This window comes from Desulfosarcina cetonica JCM 12296 (assembly GCF_001311845.1).
GTDB classification, from domain to species: Bacteria; Desulfobacterota; Desulfobacteria; order Desulfobacterales; family Desulfosarcinaceae; genus Desulfosarcina; species Desulfosarcina cetonica.
Genome location: NZ_BBCC01000005.1, coordinates 57,657 through 75,418, shown reverse-complemented (window position 1 = coordinate 75,418; position 17,762 = coordinate 57,657). Strand labels below are relative to the sequence as shown.

The 17,762-nt window shown below is 55.6% G+C and carries 14 protein-coding genes and 2 riboswitches; of the genes, 11 read left to right on the top strand and 3 right to left on the bottom strand.

The window, feature by feature from the left end:
- Together JCM12296_RS02255 and JCM12296_RS02250 are read left to right on the top strand one after the other, a co-directional pair.
- A partial coding sequence (locus tag JCM12296_RS02255) for a phospholipid carrier-dependent glycosyltransferase (RefSeq protein WP_157067310.1) occupies nucleotides 1–1,179 on the top strand: 1,179 nt, incomplete at its 5' end.
- A 128-nt stretch (nucleotides 1,180–1,307) separates the two neighbouring features.
- Complete coding sequence (locus tag JCM12296_RS02250; RefSeq protein ID WP_054689348.1) at nucleotides 1,308–1,679, top strand: DMT family transporter; 372 nt, start codon at nucleotides 1,308–1,310, stop codon at nucleotides 1,677–1,679.
- Nucleotides 1,680–1,866: 187 nt separating this feature from the next.
- Here the strand turns inward: JCM12296_RS02250 and JCM12296_RS02245 are convergent, their stop codons facing one another.
- From JCM12296_RS02245 to JCM12296_RS02235, 3 genes are all read right to left on the bottom strand, one after another.
- The gene (locus JCM12296_RS02245; protein ID WP_054689346.1) at nucleotides 1,867–3,375 is read right to left on the bottom strand and encodes an FG-GAP-like repeat-containing protein; all 1,509 of its coding nucleotides are present in this window, start codon (nucleotides 3,373–3,375) and stop codon (nucleotides 1,867–1,869) included.
- A 287-nt stretch (nucleotides 3,376–3,662) separates the two neighbouring features.
- Nucleotides 3,663–5,072: a porin gene (locus JCM12296_RS02240; RefSeq protein WP_172683732.1), complete on the bottom strand. Its 1,410-nt coding sequence runs from the start codon at nucleotides 5,070–5,072 to the stop codon at nucleotides 3,663–3,665.
- Between the two features lie 804 nt (nucleotides 5,073–5,876).
- Entirely contained in the window at nucleotides 5,877–6,782 is a 906-nt protein-coding gene (locus JCM12296_RS02235; protein ID WP_054689342.1) for a hypothetical protein, read from the bottom strand.
- A 209-nt stretch (nucleotides 6,783–6,991) separates the two neighbouring features.
- On the opposite strand from JCM12296_RS02235, the gene JCM12296_RS02230 reads away from it, so the two are divergent.
- From JCM12296_RS02230 to JCM12296_RS41215, 9 genes are all read left to right on the top strand, one after another.
- The gene (locus JCM12296_RS02230) at nucleotides 6,992–9,133 is read left to right on the top strand and encodes an ABC transporter substrate binding protein (protein ID WP_054689340.1); all 2,142 of its coding nucleotides are present in this window, start codon (nucleotides 6,992–6,994) and stop codon (nucleotides 9,131–9,133) included.
- Nucleotides 9,088–11,400: a WD40 repeat domain-containing protein gene (locus JCM12296_RS02225; RefSeq protein WP_054689337.1), complete on the top strand. Its 2,313-nt coding sequence runs from the start codon at nucleotides 9,088–9,090 to the stop codon at nucleotides 11,398–11,400. The genes JCM12296_RS02230 and JCM12296_RS02225 overlap by 46 nt, the downstream gene beginning before the upstream one ends.
- Complete coding sequence (locus tag JCM12296_RS02220) at nucleotides 11,393–12,187, top strand: N-acetyltransferase (protein WP_054689333.1); 795 nt, start codon at nucleotides 11,393–11,395, stop codon at nucleotides 12,185–12,187. Before JCM12296_RS02225 ends, JCM12296_RS02220 begins: the two co-directional genes overlap by 8 nt.
- Before the next feature lie 216 nt (nucleotides 12,188–12,403).
- On the top strand, nucleotides 12,404–13,144 hold the full coding sequence (locus JCM12296_RS02215) for a hypothetical protein (RefSeq protein WP_054689331.1): 741 nt from the start codon (nucleotides 12,404–12,406) through the stop codon (nucleotides 13,142–13,144).
- 39 nt (nucleotides 13,145–13,183) lie between these two features.
- Nucleotides 13,184–13,720 carry a PEP-CTERM sorting domain-containing protein gene (locus tag JCM12296_RS40940; protein ID WP_054689329.1) on the top strand — a complete coding sequence of 179 codons (537 nt, stop codon included), beginning with the start codon at nucleotides 13,184–13,186 and terminating at the stop codon, nucleotides 13,718–13,720.
- 191 nt (nucleotides 13,721–13,911) lie between these two features.
- Nucleotides 13,912–13,996: riboswitch (cyclic di-GMP riboswitch) on the top strand.
- A gap of 90 nt (nucleotides 13,997–14,086) precedes the next feature.
- Nucleotides 14,087–14,328: riboswitch (cobalamin riboswitch) on the top strand.
- A gap of 231 nt (nucleotides 14,329–14,559) precedes the next feature.
- Entirely contained in the window at nucleotides 14,560–15,324 is a 765-nt protein-coding gene (locus tag JCM12296_RS02200; protein WP_157067308.1) for a VPLPA-CTERM sorting domain-containing protein, read from the top strand.
- A gap of 380 nt (nucleotides 15,325–15,704) precedes the next feature.
- Entirely contained in the window at nucleotides 15,705–15,998 is a 294-nt protein-coding gene (locus tag JCM12296_RS50050; RefSeq protein ID WP_083455725.1) for a VPLPA-CTERM sorting domain-containing protein, read from the top strand.
- 21 nt (nucleotides 15,999–16,019) lie between these two features.
- Nucleotides 16,020–16,586 carry a VPLPA-CTERM sorting domain-containing protein gene (locus tag JCM12296_RS02190; protein WP_054689321.1) on the top strand — a complete coding sequence of 189 codons (567 nt, stop codon included), beginning with the start codon at nucleotides 16,020–16,022 and terminating at the stop codon, nucleotides 16,584–16,586.
- Nucleotides 16,587–16,850: 264 nt separating this feature from the next.
- Nucleotides 16,851–17,573, top strand: coding sequence for a VPLPA-CTERM sorting domain-containing protein (locus JCM12296_RS41215; protein WP_054689319.1), 723 nt, complete (start codon nucleotides 16,851–16,853; stop codon nucleotides 17,571–17,573).
- Nucleotides 17,574–17,762: the final 189 nt, after the last annotated feature.

Here is a 17,762-nt window from a genome sequence, read left to right as displayed (position 1 = left end):
GGCAGCCGCCGGGAACGCGGCTGGCTGGCGCTGTTCGGAGGCTGCTGCGGCCTGGCTTTCCTCACCAAGGGGTTTCTGGCCTTTGCCGTTCCGGTGGTCATCATCGTGCCTTACATGATTTGGGCGGGGCGCTGGAAGGACCTTTTTCCCATGGCCGTGATCCCTGTCATCACCGCCATTTTGGTGGCCCTGCCCTGGGCCGTCGCCGTGCACTTCAAGGCGCCTGATTATTGGCACTATTTTTTCTGGCAGGAGCACGTCAAACGCTTCATGGCCGACAATGCCCAGCACAAGGCGCCGGTTTGGACCTATCTGGCGGCATTCCCCGTGGCCGCCTTGCCCTGGAGCGCCCTGATCCCGGCCGCCGTGAAGGGCATGGATCGCCCTTTGCGCCGGACGTCCCTGTTCCGCTATGCCCTGTGCTGGTTCGTTTTTCCCCTGCTGTTTTTCTCGGCCGCCTCGGGCAAGCTCTTGACCTACATCCTGCCCTGTTTCGCGCCCTTTGCCATCCTCATGGCACTCGGGCTGTCCGCCGGTGTTGCCCAGCCGCGCCGTCGGGCCCTGCGTGTCGGCATCGTGATCCTGATGAGCCTTTTCGCACTGGTTCTGGCCGCCCTGGTCGTCATTCAATCCACCGGTGTCGGCGGTTTCATTCCCTACACCCATGTCTACAAGGCCGTGATCGCCGGTGTGGGGGTGGCCATGCTGATTTTTTGTCTGTACGTGGGATTGAAGATGGACGGGGTGGGCAGCATCCTTTCCGTGGCTATGGGTACGATGCTGCTTCTGGCCACGCTCCAATGGGTGCTGCCCGATGATACGATCGCCCACAAGGCGCCCGGTGGCCTTTTGCTTCGGAATGCCGATCGGGTGACACCGGCAACCGTGCTGGTATCCCTCGAGGATCCGATCCGGGCGGTTTGCTGGTTCTACCGGCGCAGCGACGTTTTTCTGTTGGGCCGGCCCGGGGAGTTGGCCTACGGCCTGGCCGCATCTCCGGAAAATCGCCGGCGGGGCCTGGATGAGAGCCAATTTCAAACCCTGATCAAGCGTCATGCGGCCGGCCAGGTTGTCCTGGTGGGCAAGGCCAAGCATTACCGCAAATGGAAGAAAATGCTGCCATCGCCGATTTATACGGATAGCAGTGGGGCAGGGGGATACGTGTTTGCCCAATATTGACGGATTCGTCAATTACTGTATTGGCTTTTACGTGCCGGAGGCGTATACCGGCACCCTATAACCTCAACGGTCGGCGGATCTCAACGGATGCATCGACCTCTTGTCTCACAAATGGTGGAAATAACTTCATGAACAAATACTTGCCGCTGATTCTCGTTGGCGTTCTGCTCAATGCCGCCGCACAGATTGTGTTGAAGCAGGGCATGCGCACCATTGGCGCGTTTGCCTTTTCCCTGGACAACCTGATTCCCATCGGCTTCAAGGTCGGGACGAATCCGTTCGTCCTGCTGGGCATCGGTTTTTATGGGGTCAGCGTGATCGTCTGGCTGATGGTGCTCTCCCGGGTGCAGGTCAGCTATGCCTACCCCATGCTGAGCATCGGTTATATCGTTGCCGCATTGGCAGGGAAAGCCCTGTTCGGGGAGCCGGTGGACATGGTGCGTTGGGCGGGAATTCTGACTATCTGCTTGGGAGTTTACCTGATTACCCGTACTGTGTAAAAGCTGGTTTGAAAACCCTTGTCTCAATCAGCCAAACGCCGCGCCTTTTGGGCGCGGCGTTTGGTTTTGGTGATCGGGGTGGGATTACTCGTGAGCATCGAAACTGAAGCAGGCCAGATAGCTGGTTCCCTCGGCGAGCAAGCCTTGCTTGTCTTTCACGACTGCCGCGACAACGTCCAGATCACCATCACCATCGATGTCGATCAGGCCGAGTCGGCGATGAACCGGACCACGTTAAGGACTCCATCACCGGGCGAATCCCGTCATTGCGCCACTTGAGCCATTCGAGGCGGCCCTTGGCGTAAAACCGATGACGTTCCAGGACGCCGCTGCCCGGAAAACTGGCCTGGTTGTTGACCACCAGCATTTCCTGGACCCCGTCACCATCGATGTCGTGCAAATGAATCCGGGGTGAGAAATAGATGTAATCCTCAACGTCGGCTTGTGATTCGTCCCGCAGCACAATGAAGGTCGAAGCGCCGCCATATCGATCGTCGGAAACCCAGGCTTCTTCTCCGGAAGCATTCAGAATCTGCACATAGCCGTCCGAGTTATACGCTACCACTTCCGGTTTGCCCGGTTCACGGACGGCGCCATCGGCAATGCCGAAGATATTCAGATTTCGCGGTAGTGTCAGACGCTCACCGGTGGTATACTCGCTGCCCGTCCATTTAATCTCATAAATACCCGGGGAGAAGAGGTTGCCCGGTTCCATCCGCTGCTGCCGTTGTCCCAAAAGGATTCGCCTGCGTTGGGAAATATCCACGTTGCGAAAAAACCAGGGCAGACCAGATGCGACGGGCTGTAGCGCCTTGCCGTCCCACTCCAGAACAAAGGAAAGCACCTTGCCATCCGTCCGGCTGAAGCGGGTGACGAAAATCTCCTCGCGACCGTTGTGGTTGAGATCGGCGGCATCCACACCAATAAAATCCCTGATGCCGTCGTACTCGGCCAGCTTGACCCACCGCCCCTGGATGAAATGGTAAACGAACAAATGGTTGGCCGTGATACAGGTAATGTCGGCGATGCCGTCACCATCGACGTCGCCGGCAGTCAGACCCTTCAACTGGTCTTTGATCATTCCAATTCCTGGTAGCCGTACCGGATCCTTGGCGGCTTCATCTTTACGCGCCTTCATCGGAAACGGTTTTTCCGGGGTGACTGGCGCGGCCGCGAGACCCTCGGATCTGACCGGTCCCGGGGCGGTTGCCGACGGTGCGGGTGGCGCAACAGGGACAGGCGCTACAACACCGGGTTGAGCGCTGCCGGTCGCGGCAGGGCTGAAAAGTTGCGTGTTGATCTGGGTGGCCAGTTCATTGACGTGGGCAATGACCTCCGCCGCCTGGTGCCCTGTCCGTCCGAATGAGATCACCGGGTCGTCCAAGGCATCCGCACTGAACACCCGCGCATCGGTGCTCACACCGCTTCCCAGCATGGTCACACTGCCGCTGACCACGTAATCGGCCTTTGTTTTGCGTGCAAGGGAAGAGATGTTTTCCTTTTTCCCTTCGGCGGTGACGACAACGATCTTGCCCTTCCGCTCCAGACGGGAGGTTAACATATCGGTAATCCCGCGCTGCAGATAGTCGAGTTTGTCGGCTGCGTTAATCGTAAAGGGCATCACCAGGATTCGGGTGGGCGTGGCAGCCCAACCGAGCTGCACGAAATTGAAAAGAACGCCGACGGCCAAGGTCATGACCGCCATTAGAAGAGTACATGAATGGCCTGTTTTCACCGGTTTTCGTCTGTTCACAGCTTCCCATCTCTTTCTTAGGAGGTACGTGTTCATGCAAAGGCGAAGCGCCGTCTGAGGGACGCAATGCTTCCGGACAATCTTTCCAAATGGTGACAGTGGGTTGGAAAAATTACATACCCAGCGATTGAAGTCAAGGTGTAAACGCCGGCCATAGCCGGCGTTCCTGTAAAGCAGGGGAAGCCTGTCAAAGACAGGCTTCCCGATTAAACCCTACCGCACAGGTACCGTCAACCCATGCGTTCTAACTTCAGTACTAAAAGGCGATACGCAACATCAACCCGAAGGTATCGGAGATCCGGATCCACACCATCCTTGAAATCGGCGCCCACCCGCTGATAGATGCCATGCAGGGCGGCGTTGGAATCCAACTGATAAACGGCGGCCAGGATCAAGTTGTAACCCTTTTCGAATTCGCCAGTGACGTCCTGGAGATCATCGTCATCGGCCCACATGAAATGGCAGATACCGAGCAGGGTCAGCTTGTCCATGGCGATGTACTTTACACCGGGACCAAAGCCAATCGCGCCGGCACCGGTATTAAAGGGATCAAACACGTCGCCGCCCAGCGGTCCATTCGAAGGGGCGGTTCCAGTCGCGTTGGAAATATAGACAGGTGCGTTGGTCTGGGCCCAGGTGAGCATATCCCAGCCAAAGCCGCCGCCGTTGCGAATGTCGTAGCTGGCAAAGGGGTCCCCCATGGAGGTGATTTTGATCTCGTCATCATCCTGGGCCGAAGACCAGAAAAGATCCATACCCACGGTCAGGGCGTCGGACAGCGCATATTGGCCGTTGAAGTTGACCTGGGTGCCACAGTAATCGGTGTCACCTTTTTCACCGCCAAACTGGGCAAACTCACCGTGATAGGAGAAGGCCCCCATATCGCCTTTGACGTACAACCCCGCCACCCAGGGCTCGTCTTCAACGTTAGTTGTTGTTTTACTGCTAGGGCCATTTACTGTGCTGTACGTCCATGTTGTAACTTCACCGCTGCCATCATCTGTTTGCCTCACGTAAAACGCCTTGGCGGTGAATATGTCCGTCGTGTAGCTTAATTCCCCCAGCCAACGGTCGGTATCCCCATACTCATCCTCGTCATCGTTTTCTCTGCCGAAATAGCCGCCGACCCCGATACTTTCGCTGACTTTAATCCATCCCAAGTGGATTCCGATTGGGCTGCCGGTCTTGATCATGAACTGCAATCCAGGTTGGTTGTCACGAAACACCTGGGTCTGCCCGATGGGAAAAAACTGCAGACCGGCGTTGATACTGACCCAATCCATGTTGACGGTCACATAGGCGCGGTCCACCTGGAGATCATCTCCGTTGCCGTAGGCGGCGCGGTATTTTTGGAACGACTGGTCCTGCCCCCAGTTGCCTTCGGCAAAGTCAAACCGCAGGGTACCGGTAACTCTGTCCGAAGCCTTTATTTTGGATTGAAGACGAAACCGTTGGTGGACAAAATCCGCCTCGTCGTTGTCCGACTCGTCCTGGGGAACATTCTGATCGCCGACGCCTTTCGAGGCAACACCCGTCACTTCATACGACCCAGAGACGCTCAACCTGGGCTCCGCCATGGCCGGTAAGGCCATGAACACAATCAACGCCAATGCCATCCCTACTGATAACCATCGTTTCATCTTTACTTCCTCCTCGTTTGTGTTTAAATGGCGACAACCATCGACGATCGCTGCTTCAGCATCCATTCACGCGCGGTGGCAGAATACCCTCGCGGCATGATGCGGCGGGGGATGCCGCTTACAGATCCGATAGTCTATCGCCTGCCTAATAATGGTTGCGCCGGGTGTATCTACCCCATGGGCTGACCGGCGCTATATGGGTTTCGTGGCTGCCAGCCTATCCGGAACCACGGTTGAAAGAAGGTTCTCGGTCCAATGACGCTGCATTGGCGCCATCGGTTCCAGACCATGGGCTTGACGTTCTCAACGCCTTTTCGCCATGGAACTGGCGGTCAATCTTGTTTGCATGCAAAAATGAAAAGCGGCAGAAACGGCGATGGGGCCCTTTCTGCCCGAGCGTGATTCATTGGCGGGAAGTGATTCGGTGTTAAGGGGACCTTTTTTTTCTGGCGGTCGGAGTTCTGCCGTTTCCATGCGCTTTTTGAAATCAGGGTTGCGCGCAGAAACGGACAACCTTTGGCCGAGTCGGTCCAACGGAGGGCAAATTGAGCGTTTTTAAATCCGATTTGCGCTTCAGTGTGTATGTGCATGATCGCTTAACAAGGCTGTAGGTACAGAAGCAATAACTATTATATCATTGTATTATTTGCACCCTTAACATATTAACTATTGTAGTGTAAATAAAAAAATATGTTTCAATAAATGAATATCGTTTATAATTAAACTGCTTGAATTGTCAAACCGTTTTTCCAGAAATACCGCTTGCGGGACGGTCCGTCGGAAGCAGGCGGCGGGCCGGTTTCGTTATGGCTGTGGGGGGGTGAGGGAATCGATTCCCGGGCCGCGACTGCCAGAATAACGCCTCTTTTTCGCGAACGGCGGCCCGTCGCCGGGGGGAGAAGAAATGGCGGTAGATCGGCTCACCGATCTCGACCGGCCGGCCGAGAATTTTTTCCTCGATGAGGGCCAACGCCTCGACGGATTTGTCGCAGACGGGTAACCCTTTTCATCCAGGGGGATGACATCATCCATGGCCACCGGCGAGATGTTGTTGATGTCCACCAGGCGGATGTTCCCCCCGGCGGTCAGGATCAGGTTGCCGACCCCGGCCAGGTCAGGGATGTGCCGGGCTTTTTCGACCATGCGTTTGACCCGTTGGATGAACTGGGCGCCTTGCTGTTGAACCTTTGTGATCCAGGCCGCCTTTGCAAGCGCGGCTGTCCTGGTGGCCGGGCCAAGGGCATCGAAGAGGGTGCCGAGCAGTTCCGCCGAATCCAGCAGGGTCCATGGATCGAGTATCGCCCCCGAGACATAGCTTTGGAAACCGCACAAGACGATTTCTCTTCCGGCCGGCCCCTGGTAATCGACGATGCATTCGGTTGAGGTGGCCATGAAGTCCGGCCCCAGGAACCGTTCGACGATCTTCACCCGGTCGATTTCGCCCAACGCCTCATCCAGTGTCTTCAGACGCGTTCGAAAAATCCGAAACATTCTACGCGGTCTGGCCATGGGGAAGTGACGGATGCCATCCATGATCGTGCCACTTTGCTCGATGGCCACATCACCCGGGTTTAGAATTTCCATGATGTGGGAGCGCAACCCGTGCCGATAGTGCCGTCGAAAGATATAGGGCGGGGTGGCGCGGATGAAATTCAGCGCGGTCACATCGGCATGGTTCAGCGTTGCCCTGTCTCTGATATCGATTTCCATATGCCCATCGCCGGTCACGAAAAAGAAATGCCCATACCCTCTGGAGGGGCATTGTAGCATAATATCCCGCGATACGGCTTGCCATTTCTCGGGCCGATAGCGGTACCCGGCGCTTGGACCCAAGGGGAAAAATCGTTTCAAGTTTATTTCGGATTTGGCGATGATCCTGAGTGTGGGTTGCGATCCTGAAAACAGAGTGGTTGTTCTGAATGACCGTGCATAAAAAACAGCGGCACCTGAAAGAGGGGCCGAAACGGGGTTCGATGCCCTGCATGATGCCATTGAAATCATGGATGATGATTGGTGTGATGTTGATCGCCTGCCTCCATGCGGCATCGGTCGGCGCGGCCGGTGAACTCCTATTTTCGATCAAGCCCACCACCCATCATGGCCGGAAATGGCGCATCGGGTACCTGGAAGGGGGACCCTACAGCAATTATCCGCTTAATTTAAAAGCCCTGGTGGTTGCCCTGGCGGACCTCGGATGGGTGGAAAAGATCGACACCCTCCCCCTGGGCGATGAGGCCGATACATCGCTGTTATGGCTTTGGATCAGCAAAAATATCAAAAGCGACTACATCACGTTTGTGGCGGATGCCTATTGGTCGTCCAATTGGGATATCAAAAAGCAACGCATTCAAAATCAGCGTGCCGTCATCAAACGGCTCAACACCCAAAAAGACATCGATTTAATGCTGGCCATGGGAACCTGGGCCGGTCAGGACCTGGCCAACCACCGGCACCATGTTCCGACCGTCGTGATCTCCTCCAGCGATCCGGTGGGGGCCAAGATCATCAAAAGTGCGCAAGACTCCGGCTTTGATCACCTCAATGCCCGTGTCGATCCCACCCGCTATGAACGCCAGCTGCGCATTTTTCATGACATTTTCGGGTTTACCCGGCTGGGTATCGTCTATGAAACCGATACGGTCGAGGGCAGAACCTATGCCGCCATCAAGGATGTGGAGAAGCTGGCCAAGGAACGGCATTTCACCATCGTTGCCTGTCACGCCCCGTTTTCGAATGTGAGTAAAGAAGAGGCCTTCCAGGCCGTCTTGAACTGCCACCGTGAATTGGCGCCGAAGGTCGATGCCTTGTACATGACTGTTCATCGGGGCATTGATCTCCATCGAATGGCCGAGCTGCTCGCGCCTTTCCATCCCTGCAAGGTGCCGACCTTTTCCCAAAGCGGGTCGAATGAGGTCCAACACGGCGTGCTGTTGAGCATTGCCCGCGCGGCTTCAAATATGTCGCCGCGTTTCACGCCCAGACCATCGCCAAAATATTCAACGGCGCCAAACCGCGTGATTTGGATCAGTTGTTTCAGGACCCGCCCCGTATCGCCATCAACACCGCAGCGGCTCGGATCATCGGCTATGATCCACCGGTCGAAATTCTCAACATGGCTGACGAGATTTACTGATGACGGGGCGTCGATGGAGCGAGGCGAGATGAAAACCCATTCGGCCGAGACACCTATCCTCTGGCAGACCTGTAAAACCATTCCCACCTTCGTCCTCGATCATTCCGCTGCCGAAATCGATCCGGACCGACTTCGGGTGCAGACGCCTCCTGAACCCCCGTCGCGGCGCAACGCCCATCTGTTGATTCGGAAGTGCACGATCGGCGACAGCGATGACAACCCGGCCCACGGATTGGAGTACAAGCTCAAGGATAAAATCGGGCAGGGCGCCTGCGGGCTGGTGTATGCCGCCGACCAGAATACCATCGACCGCGAGGTGGCCATCAAGGTCATCCGGCCCGAAATGGCCGACGATGCGCTGATCAAGTCGCTTTTTCTCTCGGAAGCGGTGGTGACCGGAGATTTGGATCACCCCAACATCGTCCCCATCTACGATCTCGGTATCGATCAAGAGCAGCGTTTGTTCTATACCATGAAGAAGGTCAAGGGAATTGCCTGGAGCCAGGTGATCGGCAGTAAAACCGAAGCCGAGAATATCGACATCCTGCTGCGGGTCTGTGATGCGATTGCCTTTTCCCACGCCAAAGGGGTGATCCATCGCGATCTCAAGCCGCACAACGTCATGCTGGGCGACTACGGAGAAGTATTCGTGATGGATTGGGGCGTCGCGGTCAGTCCGTCGGGCCAGGGTAAGGCCGAAGCGCTGTCGCCGTTGTCCAGCCAGGCCGGTACCCCTTTGTACATGGCACCGGAAATGGTGGACGCCGATGCCAGCCGGGTCAATCACTTCAGCGATATCTACCTTTTGGGCGGCATCCTTTATGAGATCGAAACCGGATTGACCCCGCATCGGGCCGCAGCCTCAAGGAATGCCTCAGAAAAGTGGCCGGCAATGTCATTCAACCCACGAAGAAAACGTCGGAGCTGATCGATATCGCCTTGAAGGCCATGGCCACGGATCCATCCCAACGGTATCAGGATGTGGCCGAATTCAGCCAGGCCATCCGGGATTACCAGTCCCATGCCCAAAGCATCACCCTTTGCCAGGGCGCCGCTGACATCCATGCCCGGGCCAAGGCCTCGCGTGCCTATCAGGACTATCAGATGGCCCTGTTCAGCTATGAAAACGCGTTGTTGATGTGGCCGGACAATCCACGGGCCGCGGCGGCCAAAATCAAAGTCAATCTGGATTACGCCGGCGCCGCTTTCAAAAACAAGGATTACGATCTGGCCATCTCGCTCCTCGATGCGGACCAGGGCGCGCATCGGGCCCTGCTGGGAAAAGCAGTGGCGGCCAAAGCGGAGCGCCAGGTGCATCAAAAGCATATCCGCTGGCTCAAGCTCGCCTCCCTGACGCTGGTCCTGGTCACCCTGGCCGTGGTCACCATTGGCTTTTTTATCGTCAAGGCGCAAAAGGACCTTGCGGTTTCGGCGGAGCACCAGATGCGCATCGCCCAAACCGAAGCACTCCAAGAGAATTACTACACCGCCATTGCCTTGGCCGCCCGCAAATTGAACGACCAGCTTTTTTCCCAAGCACAAACCCTGCTGCATAAATTGCCGCAAAACCTGCGCGGCTGGGAATGGGGCCGTCTCATGCGGCTTTGCGATCTGGAACTGGCGACCTTCAGGGGCCACGACCGATCGATCGTCGCCGTGGCGTTCTCAGCGGACGAGCGGCGTTTTGTCAGTGCCGATCGGGGGGGCACCATCAAGTTGTGGAATCTGGCGGACGGCCAGGTGGTCGGCACCTATTCGGGCATCGCCGGAAAAATCGACAAGGTCGGTTTGTCGGCGGACAATCGGCGGCTATGGGCCATCCATACCGATGGCCTGATGTTTTTCTGGGATATCGGCAGCGGTGCCATGACCCAGGCCGGTTACGAAACCCGGGACGATGGCGCCTACCTGTTTTATTCGCCGGATAAAACCCGTTTCATCAAACGAACCTTGGAGAATACGGCGCTGGTCCAGACCGATGAAGGCAGCCCGCCGGTGTGCCGGCTTCAAGGGCATACGGGACCCATTTATGCGGCTTCGTTCTCTCCGGATGGCCAGCGGGTCGTAACCGGCAGCGCCGACAAGAGCGCCATCGTCTGGGATGCGACCAGCGGGCGGCCGCTGATCCGGCTTCAGGGCCATTCCGATAGCGTCCAGGCCGTTCACTTCTCTCCCAGTGGCCGATATATCCTGACCGGCAGCGCCGACAGGGCCGTCAAGTGCTGGGACGCCCAGCGCAGCCGAGACCGCATCCAGTTCATCGGCCATGGCAGTTTTGTCAGCGGTGTCGCTTTTTCCCCGGACAACCGAACGCTGGCCACCAGCAGCCATGACGGCACGCTGAAACTATGGAACATCGCCGATCAGACCGCCATCATGACGCTGAGCGGTCACCATGGGCGCGTGGCGGCGGTGGCCTTTTCCCCGGACGGCCGTCTCCTCTTATCCGGGGCCGCGGACAACGCGGCCATCCTCTGGCGGGTCGCTACGGGCGAAATCGTATCCAGGCTTTCGGGGCACACCCATTCCATTACCGGCGTGGCTTTTTCTCCCGACGGCAAATCTGCCGCCACGGCAAGCTGGGATCGGACCATCAAACTTTGGGATTTGACGACCTTTCAGGAAACGGCCACCTGGACGGGCCACCAGGATGCCGTGGTCGCGATTCAATTCTCTCCCGATGGCAGTCTGCTGGCCAGCGGCAGCAAGGACCACACCGTCAGGCTTTGGGAAACCGCTACCGGAACGACCACCCAGGTGTTTGACGGGCATTCGGCGGCGGTTTATGCGCTGGCCTTCTCCCCGGACGGCCGGCGCCTCGCCACCGCCAGTTGGGACAAGACCATCAAGGTCTGGGACGTTTCCACCGGTGACTTGCGGCAGACCCTCACGGGACATAACGGATCGATTTGTGCCGTGCGGTATGTCGACAACGGGCGACGGCTCATTTCCACCGGATGGGATAAGAGCATCAAGGTCTGGGATGCGCAAAGCGGTCAGGAACTCCTGGAACTGCGCGGCCCTTCGTCGCCGATTGTCGCCCTTGCCGTTTCACCGGACGATCGCATGATCGCCAGCGCTGGCCATGACAATACCGCGACCCTTTGGGAAGCGGCCCCCTATTCAGAAAAACCGGTCGCTCACCAACGGCAGGCGATTCAAAAGCAGACGATTCAAAAGGAGCGGCATGATTGAAATCGGAACCCTGAAGCAATGGCCGACGGCGCTTGGTGCGGCGGACGCCGCATTTGAAATGCGCTATTTGGCCGAAAGCGACCTGCCGCAGATCATGGCCCTTCAGGCGGTCATCATTGACCGTTTGAGCCAGAAAGATCTGCTGGAAGCCTTTTCCCGGCCATTCATGGCGCGCCATATCGCTGCCCAAGGGTTCATCCTCGGTGTTTTCGTGCAAAACCGGCTCATCGCCTTTCGTAACGTCTATTTCCCGGATGTGGACGACCGCGAATGGAACCTGGGGTATGACATCGGACTGGAATCCGCCGATGCGCTGAAACAGGTCGCCAATTTGCAGATGATTTGTGTGCACCCCGATTTCCGGGGCAATTCACTGGGCTGGCGAATGAACGTCAAGGCCATTGCGCGCATCCGGCAATTGCAGCGTCATATCCACCTCTGCGCAACCGTATCGCCTTATAATTACTGGAACATCAAGATTCTTTTGCAAAGCGGCTTCACCATCCGGCAGTTGAAACGAAAGTATAACGGAAAACTGCGCTACATCGTCTACCAGGACCTCACCCGACCCTTCGGTGGTGGTGAGACAACAAATGAATCCATCGCCGTCCGCCTGACAAACATCGAACGGCAGGGCGAACTGATCCGCCAGGGCTTCATCGGTGTTCAGCTCAGGGCGATCGACGGGTTCCATCCTAAGCGGCGATCGGACTATGCCGATGGGTTCGAAGTCCTCTTCTCCCCATCCTGCTCATTGTCCTTTCGTCAGCCACCACGCAAGCTGTGATTTTTACTCACCGTCTTTCACTTCCTGTCTTCCTTTCGGATGTCATCATTTCCTAAGACGTCTCTCCTCTTCCGCCACCATTGACAAACGCAACAAAGTGCACGTTAAGCGCAAAAAAATTCAATCATCGTTGAGCGATATCGTCTATAACAAATTCTCAACTTTTCTTTACATTTTTCATCCCAGATTTAACTCCAAACACACAAAAGAAGGAGGATGGCTCATGAAAAGAAACCGTTTGTTAACCTTTTTTGTTTACGGGCTTGTTTTCTTAATCCTGCTGATGACGCAGCTTCCGCCGAGGCCAGCCCTTACACGGACTTTGATTTCGACAACATCACCTACTGGGTGGGCGAAGGCGAGAATCAAGCCGCTCTGGTGATCGACTGGCGGGACGGCAAGGAACCCGAGTCGCTGGTCTGGGGATATCGCTGGGACGGCGAAGCTACCGGTGCGGATATGTTTGCGGCCATCGTCGGCAGCGGAACCGCCACCGGCGGCCCTTATGTCGGCGGTTTATACGGCGACGACGCCAGGCTGTATGGAAAGTTAGTATGGTGGGAGTCTTTCGGTGGCGCATACACCGTGTCGGGCATCGGCTATGACCTGGATAACGACGGTTTCGGCTACGAAGCCGGAGAATACCCTGGAGAAGACGGCGCTCCCTCGGACGAGGGTGATCACTACGTGGAAGGCTGGTACTCCGGCTATTGGAGCTACTGGGTGAGCGACAGCGGGTCTGACTGGGCCTACTCCGGTTATGGAATTTCGGCCAGGGTGTTGTCTGACGGTTCCTGGGACGGCTGGAGCTTCAGTGGAACCGCCGGTTATGGGGATGGATCGGCACCGATTACACCTGTGGCGGCTCAGTCTGCTGTTCCCATCCCCGGGGCGGTTTGGCTGTTCGGCAGCGGCTTGATGGGAATCATCGGCATCCGTCGGAAAATGAAATCGTGAAACGCAATCGGCCCAGGAAACGGAAAGGAGAATATTCAAATGAGAATACAGACGATTCCGTTAATCGGGTTTGTCTACGACGATACCGATCACCGGGAGTATACTCTGACGACGGGAAGTGCCATGGCAGAGCCCTTGCTGATTTCTGTCAGCCAGGATGGTGAAACCTGGTACACCTATGAAAACGGTCCATACGGGGATACCGCCTATCCCACGAATCCCTGGGTGTGGGACCCGAATCTTTTCGACGAAACCGGTAACGGCTGGACCACCACCAAGAACGACTATACCCTTCCGGTGGATCCCAGCCTGACAAAATCCGATTTTGCTGGACGGTCGTCTTACGAAGCCATGTTGCTGTATGCCGGATCCGCCGGCGGTACCGGTTTCGATCTCGATGAATCCGGATTTGAATGGATTCAATATATCAAAGTGGAGGGGAATGCCGCTGCATCACTGGCTGGCGAGATTGATGCATTTGCCGACGTGGCACCGGTGCCGGTGCCTGCCGCCGTTTGGCTGCTGGGCAGCGGTTTGCTGGGCGTGATAGGCAGCCGCCGAAGGATGACATCTTAAAACGATTGCCCCGCGTTTCGTCCGGCTACTTCTTCCTTTGGCAATGGCCGGCGGCGTCAGCGTAGCGCTTATCATCAGTCAACATCAGGATTGTGAGAAAAAACGCAACGAAGTTCCGGTTTCCCGCAAGGAATTACAATCTTTTATAAAGCAAGTCAAGTATACACAAAACGAGAACCTACCCGTAACAAACAGGTAAACGCCACACTCCGGGTAACCGGAGGCCGGAAAGCCACGGATCCTACCTCTCGTCAAAAGGAACGCCGGGTTGCCCTGAAAAGGTCACCCGGCTTTTTTTTTGTTCTTTGGCTTTTGAGATTCACCATCACTTTTGGGTAGTCAGGGGATACATGGGAGATCGGTCGCCAAACGCGCACTTCTTCTCGCGATAACATGCCCCATGACTTTAAAAGGGAACCCTGTGCAAATCAGGGACGGGCCCGCCGCTGTAACCCCGCTCGGAATCGTTTTGACGCAAAGGGTGTTCATGCCCCGTCAAACCGATTCGGAGAGTACCGCCTGGTATCATACGCCACTGTCTTCTTGTGACGGGAAGGCCGCCGGGCGGGCGGGGAAGTCAGAAGACCTGCCTGAAAGGCCGCATACCCCCGTGGATCGGGGTCGGCACCGGAAGATCTACTTCTTGTTAAGAAAAACGGAAGATCCCCGGATCGATGCGTCTGTCGGTCCGGGATTTTTATTTTGCCCGGATCGGTGAAATCGTAAAAGAGGGGAGGTGAAAAAAAAGCGAAGATCGGAATCGTTTGGAACTCACGTTAACTATAGCAAAAGGGGGATGTTCCTGAATCCCGTTTACAGGCAATCGGGAGATGATGAAAATGAATGTAACAAAAGTTAGAATTATTAGAAGCACTGCTGTTTTAATGTTGAGTTGCTTTATTATCTTATTGATCAATTTCGATGCCAATGCCGCCTTGATTGGGGATTTCGATGCTGCCTATCCACGAATAACCGTGGACAGTCTTATCGTGGATTACGATGTCTCCTATCAATGGGGATTGGGGTTCGTCGCTCAAATCACGGCCGCCAATAGTGGTGATGCGGCTGTAGAAATACCCGGAAGCAGTTATTTTCTTAGTGCCGAAGACTACTCATACAGTCTTGACGCAACACTGGCGTTGGATATCCGCCGCCAAAGCCTGACGTTGCTATCCGGATCCCTTTCCATTACGTATGATTCCGAGGCCGGTATTTTCGATCAAGCGTATGAAGATTATCTCGACGCAATTGTTTCCGGAAGAACATCCACCGGCACTTTGGTCGAGGGCGAAGGCCTGGAAGATTTTGGTTTCGGCATCATTGGCGACACGTGGTCGGACCTTGGGTTGGAATTGCAGTTCATCATGAACAACACCGAGGACGGCACGGATTGGGCCGGAGACGAATTCGATGCCTATGTTTATACGGCTCTGGATCTCTATGATTTTTCTTTCCTTTTTGAAGATCAAGCCTTTAGACAATTGCTAAAAGATTGGCAGTCGACAGACAACACCGCAACCACATGGGTTCCCTTGCCTGGCGCCGTCTGGCTGCTGGGCAGCGGACTGATGGGGATGATCGGCATTTGCAGAAGAAATAAATAGACCACAAAGGAGAAGTATAACCACATGAAATTGATTCTACGCATGATTTTGACTGGTTTTTTCATTTTATGCACGATGACCGGCGCCCACGCGGCGGTCTATGACTTCAACGGGACTTGGGTGGATGTGGAAGCCTGGGCCGGTATCGGCGCAAACGAAACCATCCTGGTGGTGGATTGGAATAAGTTGGATCAGGAAGCAAACGGCAAGGATATTCTATCCGAATCCCATGCCTTCGGTTTTCGCTGGGACGGCACGGCTTATGAGTCGGACATGCTTACCGCTTTCAATGATGCCGGCATTCTGATCGTAGACACTGGCTATGGCGGGGCCTTTGTTAATAACATCGGCTACTGGGACGAAGAAGACAACGAAGTCACATGCACATCGAGGAGGGTAGCTGGAACCTGGCCAGCACCAGTGACCCCGATTTGGTATGGGGTACATGGGGAGACTCCGAGTGGGACTTCAACACAGCCGGAATTACTGAAGAACTGCTCGCCGACGGCCAGTTTGAAGGTATCAACGCCATCATGTGGTTCGGCACCCTGCCTGATTATGCCGACGACCAACTTGACATTCCCTTTGCTGCCGCGCCGGTTCCCGTGCCGGCTGCTGTCTGGTTGCTTGGCTCAGGGCTGCTTGGCTTGGCCAGTTTGAGAAGAAGACGTTAAAGATAGAAAGGGAGATAAAAAATGAAACGCGCACTATTCTCAATTATAGTGGTTGCCACCTTTGTTTTGTCGGCGGCTTGGAGTCATGCTGCACTAATTGTCGATCAAGAGAATTCCCAAGGGGGAGGGGGCCTGAACATCGCGGTCTTTAGTCCCATGGGCCAAAGCTTCATCCCTTCTCAGTCTAACTTGGCAGCCATCGCCTACCTGGGTGGCAGCTCGACCTACCTGAATATTAGAGAGGATACCATAACCGGAAACATTCTTTACACCACGGATTATGAGACCCCTGGCTTGGACGGCTATACATTCTTCGATATTGATCCCGACCTATGGCTTGCCGTGGGCGAGACGTATGTCTTCGAGATTGTGGGAACCGGCATGATCACGCGAGATCCTTATCTGGGAGATCCTTACCCGAATGGCGGATTGTACTATCAGGGCGGGTTCTACGCCGGTGATGATGCGGTTTTCCGGACTTATTATGACGACGCAGCTACGTCTTCCGTCCCCGTTCCCGCCGCTGTGTGGCTGTTGGGTAGCAGTTTGTTGGGGTTAATGGGGGTGAAGCGAAAAGAACGCTCGTGAATAAAGTCGGCTCACAAATGCGCTGTCCATGAGAAAGGAACGAGAAATGAAACAGAAAATTGCAGTTGCGGCGGTTTTGATAGCTTCTGCTTTTGCGTTGATATCTAAGGAGAAACATTCAATGAAAGCAGTAACCCAAATTTTAATGTGTATGGCCGTTGTCATGCTGGCCGCCCCGGCCTTCGGCTATTCCAGCTTTGCAACCGAACTGGTGGATTACAGCAGCTCCTTACGGGGTCATTCCTGTATAATGATCCTTACGCGGTGCTTGGCAAACCCTCGACCAACTTCAAAAACTCCGGATTCGACCCGGCAACCGGTAGGGTCAAGCTCGTCGAGCCAGCTTGGAATGTGGGGCTGAACGATGAAAAACTGATCACCACCCTCAACACCGGCGAGTATGTCACGGTGAAATTCGATCACCAGGTTGAGGACGATCCGCTGAACCCATACGGAATCGACCTTTTGGTTTTCGGCAACCCGTTTTATGTCGGGAGCGGTTTCGTGAGCGATCTTTCCAATATGGAAGATTACATGCTGGTGGGGGGTGCCTGGTTCGAGCAGCTTGTGGTGTCGGTGAGCCAGGATGGGGAGGAATGGTACACCTATGACAGCGGCCCATACTGCGACAGCGCCTTTCCCACCCAGGCTTATCTCTGGGACAGCGAAAACGAGCAGTGGACCGACACGGAGTCGGATTTCACCAAGCCGGTGGACCCGGATCTGGCCGATACGCTTTTGGCGGGAGGCATGTCCGCCGCCGATGCCATCGCCCTCTATGACGGCTCCGGCGGCGGTACGGGCTTTGACCTGGCCGAATCGGGCTATGATTGGATTCAATATGTCAGGGTCGAGGGGATCGAGGGCTTTTCCGGCGGTGAAGTGGACGCCTTTGCCGATGTGGCTCCGGTACCCGTGCCGGCGGCGGTCTGGCTGCTGGGCAGCGGCTTGCTTGGGGTGGTCGGTTTGCGGCGTCGGCGCAAATAAATACGGGGAATGCGCAAAATAGTAAATGCGTATTTACGATGGGTGGATTAAAAAATTCATTTATCACCATCAAAAATTGTGGAAAGCCACCCCCGTCCATCGTACGGCGCGGCTTTCAAACAAGAGATTCCGAAAAAGGGAGCGCCGGGTTGCCGCAAGGGTGTTCGGCTTTCCTGTTGCGTACTTGAA